The organism is Actinacidiphila acididurans (assembly GCF_016918855.1).
GTDB lineage: Bacteria > Actinomycetota > Actinomycetes > Streptomycetales > Streptomycetaceae > Actinacidiphila > Actinacidiphila acididurans.
This window is the reverse complement of record NZ_JADKYB010000009.1, coordinates 1-12,298: the sequence shown is the minus strand read 5'-3', so window position 1 is coordinate 12,298 and position 12,298 is coordinate 1. Positions and strand designations below refer to the sequence as shown.

Here is a 12,298-nt window from a genome sequence, read left to right as displayed (position 1 = left end):
CGAGAAACGGACGTCAGGCCGAGAGGCTGGTGCGGTCATGAAGAAGCCATTCATCGTCGGAGTCGACGGGTCCGAACCCAGCCTGCAAGCCCTGGACTGGGCCGTTGCCGAAGCCGCGCGCCAGGACGCGCCGGTGCGCATCGTGCACGCGGCAGCGTTCGACAGCTACATCCAGATGGCGATTCCACCGGGCACCACCCCCACAAGCCACCGGGCCCTGGCCGAGAAAATCGTGACAACGGCCTCCGAGCGGGCGGCCCGGATCGGCCCGGGTGTCGCCACGTCGGCGGACATCGTTCCCGACGAACCCGTCGGCGTACTGGTCGGCCTGGCGCCCGAGGCGTACGCAGTGGTGGTCGGCAACCGCGGGCAGGGCGAAATCGCCAGCATGCTTCTGGGCTCCACCAGCCTGACGGTGGTCGGGCGCGCGCCGTGTCCGGTGGTCGTCGTCCGGGGAGCCGACCCGAACATTGACGGCGACTTCGGCCGCGTCTGCCTCGGTGTCGGCAGCCACGGTGAATCCTCCGCCGTGGTGCGATTCGCCTTCGAAGCGGCGCAAGGGCGCGAGGCGGAGCTGCACGCCCTGCACGCCTGGCAGCACCGAACCGCGGAACAGGCAGACCGGCCCGAGACGCCGCAGGGCACGGACCCGGACGCCGCGGCAGCCGCGCAGCTCCTCGACGACGCGCTGGGCCAGGTGCGCAAGGACTACCCGAAGGTCACCGTGCGCACCAGCACCCCCGAGGGCCGGGCCAGGACCCCACTTCTGGAGGCCTCGAAATCGAGCGACCTGCTCGTGGTGGGCGCACACCAACGCACCGGCCTGCCCGGCCTGCAACTCGGACGGGTCAACCACGCACTGCTGCACCAAGCCGCCTGCCCGGTGGCCGTCGTGCCGCAAACCACGTAACGGCACCTACGGGTTCTGCTCAGCTCGCAGGTCATGCGGTCATCGGCGAGCTCCCGCAGTCGGCGGGACCGCGGCGCGGGTCCGGCCGGCCCGGTGCGCGCCGCGGTCTGCCGGCGCAGCTGCTCCAGCCGCTCGCGCAGCGTGGTGCCGCGCGAGCCTGGATCGGGGCGTGCCGGTTCCGGTGGTCTCAGGCCGCCGGGGACAGGTCCGCGGTGTTGCGGCGGGCCAGGTCGTGGGCCTCGGCAAGGGCGGTCTCGTGGAGCGGAAGCAGGTGCTTGAGCGGCTCCATGACCGGCGCGTACGTCAGCTCGCGCGTGATGGTGCGGACGTCGAGGCCCAGCGCGTCGCCGAGGGTGATCTCCAGGGCGGGAACGAGGAAGTCCTTGCCGTGCTGCGGGCTGCCCGGGCCGTAGTCGCCGCGGGCGGAGACGAGGGCGGCCGGGTTGGCGTCGCCGGCACTTCAGAGGGACACCCGCGCTGTTCTGCCAGCGGTGAACCCCGGCCCGACCGGGCTTGACGATCTCTACAGTCCAGTCTCATGACGACGATGACAACGCGCACGGTCGAGTACCCGGCCGACGGCCTGACGATGATCGGGCACCTCGCGCTCCCTGCCGGTGTCGACCGCCGGCCCGCGGTGCTGCTGGGACCAGAGGGCATGGGGCTGAGCGACGTCGAGCGCCGCCGGGCCGATGCGCTCGCCGAGCTGGGATACGTGGCGCTGGCGTTCGACCTCCACGGCGGGCGGTATTTGGGCGACCCCGAGGAGATGCTGGCCCGTTGTATGCCGCTGCTCGCCGACCCCGACCGGATGCGGGGCATCGGCCACGCGGCGCTCGACGTGCTGCGCGCCGAACCGCGAACCGACCCCGATCGGATCGCCGCCGTCGGCTACGGCACCGGGGGCGCCATCGGGCTGGAACTCGGGCGCGACGGCGTCGACCTGCGCGCGATCGGGACAGTCAACGCACTGACCACGGGCCGGCCGGGCGAGGCGGCGCGCATTCGCTGCCCGGTGTGGGCCGGGGTCGGTTCGGAGGACCCGATCATGCCGCGCGCGCAACGGGAGGCGTTCTCCGCCGAGATGCAGGCCGCGGGCGTCGACTGGCGCCTCGTGGTCTACGGCGGTGCCTTGCACGCCTTCCACCACCCACCGGTCGACCACCCCACGGTCCCCGGCGTCGGCTACCACCCACAGCACGCGCAGCGAGCCTGGCGCGACATCGTCGCCCTGCTCACCGAGTGCCTGCCCGTGACGGAGTGATCCGGTCGGTCCAAGCTCGGCCACCCGCTGACCAGATCCTCCCCCGTAAACCCCACGCACGGCACGACCACCCCAGTCGACCCCTTACCCGGCCGACCTATCGAGCGGCGAACAGGCGGCGGACCCCGTGCGGGCGGGTGCATGTCGCCCGGCGGCGGGGCCGGGGCTCGCGGTCGGGGTCCTTGTGCTTCCCGCCGCGTGCGACCCACTGCCGGCCGGGGTGAGGCTGGAGGTTGAGGGGCCCGAACTCGTCCATGCAGACGATGACTTCGGGCTCGCCCTCCTCGGGCATGACCTCGCCGTCGGCGATTGCGTAGAGGTGCTCGACGCGGGCCTTCTTGGCCCCGTAGTCCGGGTCGCGGGAGGTCTTCCAGGTCTTCACGCGTCGAAAGGAGACGCCCTCCTCGCGGAGCAGGACCCGAAGGCCGTCATGGCTGATGTCGTCGACCACCCCCTGAACGTCACCTCGGCGATCTTCGCCACGCTCATGCCCTGTGCCGACAGCAGCACCATCTCGGACCCTCACTTTCTCAGCCACGGGGTCGTTCCGGGCGCAGCAACGGCCGGTTCCCCTGGTGTGCGCGAACGAGGCGGCAAGGCGGCGTGTACTGGCGAGTCCGATCGGCCGATGGATACGGTCCTTCCATGTCCGACTCAGCCGAAGCCGTCAGCAAGCGCAATGCCGAGGTCGTCCGCCGCTACCTTCGGGTCTTCGAGACGAAAGAGGTCGCCGAGTTCCAGGAACTCCTCGCCGAGGACATCCTCGTTCACGGCGCGGGCACTCACGGCCAGGGGCGGCACTATCCCGAGGGAGCGGTGCTGACTCCGGGACTGTCCAACTGCCGTGTGCAGGTGGACGACCTCTTCTCCGCCGGCGACCGGGTGACCGCGGCTTTCACGCTCACCTACACCCACGACCGCAGCGGCAGGGATCTCACCATGACAGGAGTCAAGTCCTACCGGCTCCGAGAAGGACGGATCGTTGAGTTCTGGGGCGAGACCGACCTGTACGGCCTTCTCCGCCAGGCCGGCCTCGTACCCGAGCAGATTCCGCCCTTCTGACCGGGCCACGCCGGAGCCGGTCACCCCTGGCCACGACGCTCACGGGACGGGGCGAACGTTGCCGGTTGATTCCCCATGTCCTTCATGATCAGCACGGCGAAATTCCCCACGGGGGGCTGACCTCCTTGCCGGCCGACGGCGCTCTATGCATGAAGCGATCCGGGGTCCATGCTCGAAGCTCGGGCACGCTTGAGGGGGAACCGTGATCACACGCACCGCCCGCCGCCGCGTGGGGGACCTGGCATGCGTACGCGAACGGCGCGAACTGGGGCGGTCCGGCACCGTACTCCTGCTGAACAGTCGTAGGCGACCGAGCCAGGATGCGGTGACGCCCGAGGCCAACGTTCGGGCCTGACCGGGCGGAAAGTCGCGGTCGTGTCCGAACAGCCTGCCCAGCCCTGAGCTTGTCGTTCAACGTCCTGCCACTGGACAGCGGTTCAGGGCCCCAACGGCGGCGTGCCGGTCTTCACGCGTTGAAAGGAGACGCCCTCCTCGCGGAGCAGGACCCGAAGGCCCTCGTGGCTGATGTCGTCGACCACCCTCGGCTACCAGGATGCCTGAAGGTGTCGGTGCTCTCGCCGGAAGGCTTCAGTATCGGCGGCGGTTGAGCACCCCGATGAGAGCGGCAAGGTCGGCGGCGCCGGCCGGGTCGTCCGCGTAGCGGGTGGTCTGGACAGGGGCGACCTCGGGAAGGACGATGTCCTCCCGGGCCAGATCGAGGCCTGCCCGTACCAGCCACCCTCCGCTCCCGAGTCCAGCGCGTACGTCACGAGCCGGACGCAGGCCCGCTCCAGGTGCCGGCTGCGATCCTCGGGTGAGGCGTCCGACGGCGGCGCCAGTTCGGCGAAGCGCTGGGCCGTCCGCTCCAACCACTCCCGCCACTCCAGCAGCGCGGCCACGACGCGTGCCGCGGTTTCGTCCGGGGTTGTGCCTTTCGCACCAGCGTTCGCCCTGCCACCAGCCGGCAAAACCGGAGAGCACAGGTGGCACCCACTCGCGGACCAGCGAGCGGAGGCGGGCTTCCTCGTCCCGGTCCCAGGTGAACGGGTGGCGGGCCGGGTCGCGTTCATCCCAGTTCCGCATGCCCTCGGTGATGGGGGCCCCGGTTCTCGGGGAAGGGCAAGGTGTCACGGTTGTACGTCACCGTCGGCCACTCTTCCTGTCCGATGTGATCAACACACCAGGCTCGGCTCGAAGTCCCTTGGGCGCGAACGGTTTTCGGGACCCTCTTCGACCTCGTTTGACCTTGACACGGTGACAAGGTCTTGGCTGCTTCCCAAGGAGGTGGTCCCGATGACCATGACAAGGGGGGACACGGCACGAGCGCTCCAGGGGCTGGAGGACAGTCGTTCGTCCGTGCGACTGCGAGCTGCTCTGGCGGTCGGTACGGCGCCTGACCGGTGCTTCGTCGACAAGCTCGTCGAACGATGCGCGATCGAACCCGAGTTCTTCGTCCGCGACATGCTGACCTGGGCGCTCACCCGCCACCCGGTGTCCCTGACGCTCCCCAGGCTGCTGCGCGAAGTCCGCTCGGAGCGTGCGCAGGCACGCAGCCAGGCGCTGCACACGCTGTCCAAGATCGGGGACCGGGAGGCGTGGCCGGCGATCACGCCGGCCCTGTTGTGCGACGCCGACGACGAGGTGGCGCGGAGCGCCTGGCAGGCCGCGGTCGTACTCGTGCCGAAAGGCGAGGAGTCCGCCCTGGCCACAGTCCTGGCGAGGCAGCTCGGGCGCGGCGAGCGGGAGACGCAGGTGAGTCTCAGCCAGGCGCTGGTTGCGCTGGGTGAGGTGATCGTGCCGGTTCTGGCTGCCGCGACGACGGCTGACGACCCGCGCGTACGTGCGCACACGCTCGCCACACAGCGGCTGCTGCGCGACCCGGACGCCGGATTCGAGTCGGCGATCGAGGAGGCCAAGCGCGTCGTGGCCCTGACCGGGGCCCCGCAGGACGGACGATGGAACCGTGCTGATCGGTGAGGTGGCGAGACGGTCCGGGGTCAGTGCCCGCATGCTCCGGCATTACGAATCGCTCGGCCTGGTGCGGCCTTCGGGCCGCACCGGCTCGGGTTATCGGGAGTACTCGGCGAAGGACGTCCGGCGGATCTTCCACATCGAGAGCCTGCGATCGCTGGGCCTGTCGCTGCGTGAGATCGGGCGCGCGCTCGATGATCCCGGTTTCACGCCTTCGGTGCTCGTCGGCGACCTCGTCCGTCAGACACGCGACCGCATCACGGCCGAGACCGAGCTGCTCACGCGGCTTCGCCGGATCGAGAACGCGGACCCCGCCGGCTGGGAGGACGTCCTCCAGGTCGTAGCGCTTCTCCAGGCGCTGGGATCGCAGAGCGCCGATGCCCGCCAGCGCGCTGCCCTCGCCTCGGCCGACGGAGTTCTGGTACCGGTGGAGGCCCTGGTCGAGGCGGCACTGAGCGAGACGGAGCCGAACGTCGCCGGAGCCCTGCGATGGGCGCTGGCGCGATCGGGCGACGCCGGCCCGGCACTGCTGGCGGAAGGCCTCCGGTCACCAGTGGCCGCCGTGCGCAAACGCGCCGTCCAGTCCCTGGCCGAGATGCCCGGTGGTGAGGCAACCGCGCACCTGCGGGACGCTCTCACGAACCCCGACGTCGAGGTCCGCGGGTACGCGGCTCTGGCGCTCGGGCCACGTGGAGTGGCCGAAGCGGTCCCGGAGCTCATCGACATGATCGTGGCGGGAAGAAACGACACCGACGCAGCCGACGCGCTGAGCGTGCTGGCGAGCGACATCGCGACGGCCGACCAGCTCGCGACCACGCTCGTCGACCGCCTCGCCCACGACACCACTGAAGCGCCGGCACGCGGACGGCTGACCCAAGCACTCGCGGGCATTCCGGGGACGACGGCGTCACGTGCCCTCGCGGAGTTGTCGCATGACGAGGACCGGGCTGTCGCGCTGACCGCCGCATACGTTCTTCAGCTCCGCGACGCGCGGTGACGGACCTGTCCCGAGCACGGCCGGGCCGCGGCCCCGAAGGGGCAGGCGTGGACATACTCGGCGCCGTCCTTGCCGCCCAGCCCGACGGGAGCGCCGCATGGTTGAAGAAGCACATGCCCGGACCTGCCGGCCTGGCATGGCGATGGATCGGCGCGCCGCGCTACGCACGCTTCCGGGCGGCGCCGGAAAGCGTCCGTTTGACCAATTCCCGGCCTTGGACGAGCGGGAGGGGTCCGTCAGCGAGCTTGACGGACCCCTCCCACTCGTCCGAGGCCACGGGGCGGCGCGGGAGGATCAGCTGGGCTGCCGGGTGGGCATGACGGTGACCTGCTGGAGGTTGACCCGCGGGGGCAGGGCGGCGATGAAGCCGACGGTTTCGGCGATGTCCTGCGGGGTGAGCCAGTCCATCGTCTCCTTCGAGCCCTCCAGCCACTGCAGGGCGCCGTCGTCGGTGACGTGGTCCTGCAGCTCGGTGCCGACGATGCCCGGTTCGAGGGCGGAGACCCGTACGTTCTTCGCGCCCAGTTCGGTGCGCAGCGTGCGCGAGAGGTGGGTGACGTACGCCTTGGTGCCGGAGTACACGGCGAAGGTCGGGAAGAGGTTCTGTGCCGCGATCGACGAGGTGTTGATGAGGTCGGCCACGCCGCGTTCACCGGCCGAGGCGACCAGTTGCGGGATGAACGCGCCGATGGCGTTCATCAGGCCGGTGATGTTGAGGTCGATCTGGCGCTGCCACTGGTCGGTGGCCAGCTCCTCGACGGGCGCCGGGAGCATGACGCCGGCGTTGTTGAACAGCAGGTCCGCCGTGCCCAGTTCGGCGGCGACGCGGTCGGCGGCCGACCGCAGGGCGGCGGCGTCCGTGACGTCGACGGCGATCGCCAGCGCGGTGCCGCCGTTCTTCGTGATCCGGGCGACCAGGCTGTCCAGCCGGTCGGCGCGGCGGGCCAGGACGGCGACGCGGGCGCCGAGTCCGGCGAGGTGTTCGGCGGTGGCCTCGCCGATGCCGCTGGAGGCACCGGTGACGACCGCGACACGGCCGGTGAGCGGCTGGGCGGAGGCTTGCGCGGACTGCGCGGACTGCGTGAACTGCGTGGACATGGAGCACACCCTTCGATGGCGGGTTCCGGTGCGGGATGCTGGTCGACCGCTGTCGGCCACGCATCCAGAACACCACCTCTGACCTGCGTTTTCGGGGCCCGAGCAGGCCCTGCACAGGCAGGTTCCGGGAAGGCGGGTACCGGCGAGGCAGGTACTGGCAGGGCCACCCAGGGGGCATCGCGCCACCGATCGGCGGACCACACTGTAGGCATGGACCGTAGCCGCGAGATCGCCGACTTCCTGCGCTCCCGCCGCGCCCGGATCACTCCCGACCGGGCGGGGTTGACCGACGACCACCGCGCCCGCAGGGTGCCCGGGTTGCGCCGCGACGAGGTGGCCCGGCTGGCCGGGGTGAGCACGGAGTACTACACGCGGCTCGAACAGGGCCGGGCCGGCACCCCCTCCCCCGAGGTCGTCGAGGCCCTGGCGAGCGCGCTCCAGCTCGATCTCGCCGAGCGCGAGCACCTGATCGACCTGCTGGCGCGGCCCACGCCCGCCCGCCGCGCGCCGACCGCCCCGCAGCGGGTCCGCCCGGGGCTGTACCTGATGCTCCAGACCCTGGAGCACGTCCCGGCCTTCATCATGGGCCGGCGCACCGACGTACTGGCCGCGAATGCGCTGGCCCGCGCGGTGATGACCGACTTCGAGGCGATGCCGGCGACACAGCGCAACCTCGCCCGTTATCTGCTGCTGGACCCGGAGGCCCGGGAACGCGTCGGGGACTGGGCCCGGATCGCCGCCGAGACCGTCGCGATGCTGCGCCTGGAGGCGGGCCGCCACCCGCACGACCGGCGGCTGGCCGACCTGGTGGGCGAACTCACGCTGCAGTCACCGGAGTTCACCACGTGGTGGAACGACCACCACGTCCTGCGCCGCACCCACGGCACCAAGTACTACCACCACCCCGTCGTCGGCGACCTCTACTTCGCCTACGAGTCCCTCCAGCCGCCCGGCGACCCCGACCAGACGCTGTGCGTCTACAACCCGGAACCCGGCTCCAGCACGGCCGAGGCCCTGCGGCTGCTGAGCAGCTGGATCGCCACCGAAGCCGGTACGCCGGCCGCCGCGGCGGAGTAGGGGATCAGCAGTCGCCGTGCGGCGTCGAGGTCTCCGTCCCGGGCCGCCGGCGGGCCGATCTCCGGCGCGTACGCCTGGTGGACGGTGACCGTGGAGTCCGTGTGCAGGGCTCGAATCCGGTATGTGGGTTCTGCCACGGGGACCAGGGTGGGAGCGCTGCTTCGTACGCGCCATCGAATAATCGCGGCGCGAGGCCGTCGGGCAACTGCCGGGACAGGATCGAGGTGCTGGGGAAACCGGTGGTTGCCCGAGATGCGGCCGCGTAGGCTCGGCGCATGTCCGATCATGATCACGTAGAACCGCCGCGTGCCGTGGGCCCGGTGACGGTCGGCGATCTCGCCGAGGGCGTCCGGCTGGTCGTCGCGCTGCTGCGGCAGCCCGCCGCGCTGGCGGCCGACTGGGACCGGCCCGCCGGGACGCTGGAGTGGAGTTGCTGGGAGACGGCGGAGCATCTGGCCGACGACCTCTTCGCGTACGCGGCCCAGTTGGGCCCGCAATCGCCTCCGCCCGCCAAGGACGTGCCTTTCGTCTGGCGACGGGACGCGCCGGACAAGCCGGCGAACGTGATCTTCGCCGAGCGGCAGGACGGGCCGGAGGGCCTGGTGCAGGTGCTGGAGGCGTGCGGAGCGCTGCACGTGGCGATGGTGGGGACGGCGTCGCCCGAGGCTCGCGCGTTCCATGGGTTCGGGACGACGGATCCCGAGGGGTCCGCGGCCATGGGCCTGGTGGAGCTGTTCGCGCACGCCGACGACCTGGCGCTCGGCCTCGGGCTCGGCTGGAGGGCTCCCGAGGCGATCTGCGCCCGGGTACTGAAGAGACTCTTCCCCACGGCTCCGACCGACACCGCCCCCTGGGAGACCCTGCTGTGGGCGACCGGCCGGGGCGAGCTGCCGGGACGGGAGCGGCTCACCCGGTGGAAGTGGGACAGCGCCCCTCGCCCGTGATCGCGGATCCGGTCACGCCGAGGGCCTTGTCCCTGCTCAGCCGCCGGTGGCGGGCTCGTGCCGGTTCAGCGCCACCAGCCCGGTGATCATCGATTCGAGGCCGAGGCTCAGGCCGTCGCGCAGGCTCATCCGGCCGGCGTGCGGCGCCGCGGGGACGGGGTCGTCCCCGGTGATCAGGTCGGGCTGGGCCAGCGGCCACCAGCCGGCCACGTAGGCGGTCATCATGGCCACGACCTGCGAGGCGGCGGGGAGTTCGAGCCCGGGGACGCGGTCGGCCAGCAGGCGGGCGGCGGCCGTGTTCCAGGTGGCGGCGCTGGTACGGAAGTCGGCCATCACGGCGGGGGGCGCGCCGGTGCGCAGCAGCCCGCTGAGGGCGCTCATCAGCTTGCACATCCGCGGCCGCTCCACCAGGGAGTCCGCGATCGCCTCGGCCACCGCCGCCGTGGTCGTACCCGGTGCGCCCGGCCGGGGCAGGTCCCGGGCGGCGGCCTCGATCCAGCTCTCCCATTCGGCGTCGAGCACCGCGAGGAACACGCCTTCGCGGGTGCCGAAGTAGCGCAGCACATTGGAGTTGGCGCACCCGACGGTGCGGGCGATCTCGCGCAGGCTGATGTCCGCGACCTCGGCGCCGTCCAGCAGCCCCCGGGTGGTGTCCAGGATCGTACGGCGCCGGACGTCTCGCTGCTCGGGGCTGCGAGCGCGCTGGAACGCGGGCAGTGCGTCGTGCGCCAAGGGGAACCTCCTGTGCCGGTGGTCAGCGTAACCCGGTCAGGAGGCTCCCTCCGGCCGGCCGCCACGTCCTCGCGGCGACCGGCCGGGGCGTACGGAGTGGGTGTCGGTGTCAGTGCAGCACGGCGCCGATGACGGTCGCCCCGGGCCGGCTCAGGGGACGGGGAGCCGGGGCGTGGCCGAAGCTGCCCTGCGAGCCGTCGCCGTAACCGAGCCAGGAACCCATCGGGGGCACCTGCCCCTGGCCGGGCCGGTCGTAGGCGCACACACCGGCCGGGAAGACCGAGCGCAGTGCGTTCCACTGGGCCGGGGTGAAGGGCACCCGATAGGAGCGTGCGTCGACCGGGCGCAGCCGGCACTTGAGGACATCGGCGCTCACGGGCGCGCCCGCCACGCCGCGCGGGTCGGAGGCGACGGGGTACTGCGCGGCGCAGGGGCCACTCGCCGGCAGGATGAGGGGGGCCAGGATGCGCCGGCCCGCGGACAGGTAGCAGCCGTCCCCGAGTCCGGCGGGCCGGTCGGCGATCACCTTCTGCCGCGCGCTGCTGTCGCCGGTGTCGGCGGCGATGTTCGCCAGCCACTGGTCCATCGCCGACAGTTCGTACGCGTCGGCGACGGCCGTCTGGTCGGGGGTGGGCTGGTTCTCGATGACGACCTGGTTGGCGGCGGTGCCGTTGGCCTTCAGCAGGCGGGCGCGCATCGCGTAGGACCACTCGGTGGTGTGGATGTCGTTCAGGACGCCGGCCAGGTCGAGGTCGGTGCGCTGGTCGATGACGGGCGTGGTGCGCAGGCCCAGGCCGCCGGAGGGGACGATGTCCTCCCGGTAGGCGGTGGTCAGCGTGCTCACGGGGGCCTGCGAGCGGGCGCCGGTGGGCGAGCCGAGCCGGTCGTAGCCGCCGATGGACCGGTTGAGGTCGATGAACTGGCCGGGGGTGATGGTCCCGGCGTTCAGGGCCGCCAGGCCGTACTGGATGCCGGTGTTGTCGTACGGCACGGGCGCCATGCCGGTGCTCGGGTCGATGCCGAGCTGGTTGGCCAGCTGCTGCTGGATGCTGCACTGCACGCCGGTGGGGTTGGTGACGGGGTTCCAGACGGCCGAGGCGGGGATGCCCGAGTCCGGTGCGACGATCTGGCCGTTGCAGCTGTCGGTGGGCGTGATGCGGTCGGCGAAGGAGCCGTCCCAGGAGGTGCAGGAGTCGGTGGCGCGAAAGCCCAGGACCGCCTGCCGCTGCGCCGGGCTGAACGAGGCGCCGGGACCGGCGAAATACCGGTCCAGCAGGCGGCAGTCGGCCGCGGTCCGGGCCACGGACAGCGGGTCGGTGAAGGAGACGCCGGGCACGATGCCGTCGAGGATGCCGGGGTAGGCGTCGGCGATGTCGTACTGCTGGATGGCTCCGCCGGAGCCGCCCCAGCCGATGGTGTATCGGACCGGGCCGTTGACGTCGATGAAGTGCTCCTTGACCATCATCGCCGCCTCGGCCGACAGCATGGTGCTGCAGTTCTGGTCCAGGACGTTGAGGGTGGACGAGGCGACCGCGTAACCCTGCGAGAGCATCAGGTCGTTCAGCACGCCGCCGGTCACGTCGCCCTGGTGGTAGCCGCCGTTGCAGCCGCCGCCGAAGGTGTAGACGAGCTTGCCGTTCCAACTGGTGTTGCGCCGCAGGGGCGAGGGCTCGGTCCCGTCGTAGAGCGCCGCGGTCTGGTAGACGGCCCGGTCGACGGTGCCGGTCTCCAGCCGGACGACGTACGGCACCTGGCGGCCGTCGACCTGCGCGGTGGCCAGGTCGGCGGGCCGTGTGGCGGGGTCCGCGAGGGGGGCGAAGGCGCCGGCGCGGGTCCGGTAGGCGTACGTGACCTGCGTGGGCGCGGAGCAGTCGGGCTGCTGGGCGGCGGCGAGGCCGAAGGCGGTGGTCTCGCAGAAGTACGGGTGCTGCTGCGGGCCGGAGAAGACCGGGCCGGTGATCGGGTGGGTGACGACGTGCAGTCTCGCCCGGCGGCCGTCCGCGGTGGCAGCCAGGTCGTTGCCGCCGGCCCGCAGTCCGTCGGCCGTCCCCAGCAGGGTGCCGTCCGGCTGTACGGCGAAGGCGGCGGTGATGTCCCGGCCGTTCTCGGTGATCCGTACGTCCCCGGTGCCGGCGGGCAGCGTCACCCGGATCAGCGTCGAGGTGCCGCTGATCAGGTCCGGGCGGGGGCTGGCCGCGGTGGTCAGGGCGAGCGCGGTGCCCGGCGGTGCGTCACGGCCGGCC

At 71.8% G+C, this 12,298-nt stretch carries 10 protein-coding genes and 1 pseudogene; 7 read left to right on the top strand and 4 right to left on the bottom strand.

The genetic code is table 11. From position 1 onward, the window contains the following. Nucleotides 1–37: 37 nt before the first annotated feature. Together ITX44_RS17890 and ITX44_RS17885 are read left to right on the top strand one after the other, a co-directional pair. Nucleotides 38–910 (top strand): universal stress protein, encoded by an 873-nt coding sequence (locus ITX44_RS17890; RefSeq protein ID WP_205358272.1) that lies wholly within the window; start codon nt 38–40, stop codon nt 908–910. Between the two features lie 538 nt (nt 911–1,448). Continuing rightward, nucleotides 1,449–2,174 (top strand): dienelactone hydrolase family protein, encoded by a 726-nt coding sequence (locus ITX44_RS17885; protein ID WP_205358271.1) that lies wholly within the window; start codon nt 1,449–1,451, stop codon nt 2,172–2,174. A 103-nt stretch (nt 2,175–2,277) separates the two neighbouring features. Here the strand turns inward: ITX44_RS17885 and ITX44_RS41085 are convergent. After that, nucleotides 2,278–2,625: pseudogene (locus ITX44_RS41085) on the bottom strand (IS630 family transposase); the annotation flags it as partial. 194 nt (nt 2,626–2,819) lie between these two features. Here ITX44_RS41085 and ITX44_RS17875 point away from each other — a divergent pair. The 3 genes from ITX44_RS17875 to ITX44_RS17865 all read left to right on the top strand — a co-directional run bounded on the left by ITX44_RS17875 (nt 2,820) and on the right by ITX44_RS17865 (nt 6,204). Further along, nucleotides 2,820–3,236: an ester cyclase gene (locus ITX44_RS17875; protein WP_205358270.1), complete on the top strand. Its 417-nt coding sequence runs from the start codon at nt 2,820–2,822 to the stop codon at nt 3,234–3,236. A 1,293-nt stretch (nt 3,237–4,529) separates the two neighbouring features. Then, entirely contained in the window at nt 4,530–5,213 is a 684-nt protein-coding gene (locus ITX44_RS17870; RefSeq protein WP_205358269.1) for a HEAT repeat domain-containing protein, read from the top strand. Next, on the top strand, nt 5,200–6,204 hold the full coding sequence (locus ITX44_RS17865) for a MerR family transcriptional regulator (RefSeq protein WP_205358268.1): 1,005 nt from the start codon (nt 5,200–5,202) through the stop codon (nt 6,202–6,204). The genes ITX44_RS17870 and ITX44_RS17865 overlap by 14 nt, the downstream gene beginning before the upstream one ends. 294 nt (nt 6,205–6,498) lie before the next feature. Here the strand turns inward: ITX44_RS17865 and ITX44_RS17860 are convergent, their stop codons facing one another. Next, nucleotides 6,499–7,302, bottom strand: coding sequence for an SDR family oxidoreductase (locus tag ITX44_RS17860; RefSeq protein WP_205358267.1), 804 nt, complete (start codon nt 7,300–7,302; stop codon nt 6,499–6,501). Between the two features lie 210 nt (nt 7,303–7,512). Here ITX44_RS17860 and ITX44_RS17855 point away from each other — a divergent pair, with 210 nt between their 5' ends. Continuing rightward, complete coding sequence (locus ITX44_RS17855; RefSeq protein ID WP_205358266.1) at nt 7,513–8,379, top strand: helix-turn-helix transcriptional regulator; 867 nt, start codon at nt 7,513–7,515, stop codon at nt 8,377–8,379. Between the two features lie 275 nt (nt 8,380–8,654). After that, nucleotides 8,655–9,323, top strand: a complete 669-nt coding sequence (locus tag ITX44_RS17850; protein ID WP_205358265.1) for a hypothetical protein — start codon at nt 8,655–8,657, stop codon at nt 9,321–9,323. A gap of 36 nt (nt 9,324–9,359) precedes the next feature. Here ITX44_RS17850 and ITX44_RS17845 read toward each other — a convergent pair whose 3' ends face one another. Both ITX44_RS17845 and ITX44_RS17840 read right to left on the bottom strand, forming a co-directional pair. Then, complete coding sequence (locus tag ITX44_RS17845) at nt 9,360–10,055, bottom strand: TetR/AcrR family transcriptional regulator (protein WP_205358264.1); 696 nt, start codon at nt 10,053–10,055, stop codon at nt 9,360–9,362. Between the two features lie 109 nt (nt 10,056–10,164). After that, the coding region (locus tag ITX44_RS17840) for a DUF6351 family protein (protein ID WP_205358263.1) at nt 10,165–12,298 on the bottom strand (2,134 nt) is incomplete at its 5' end.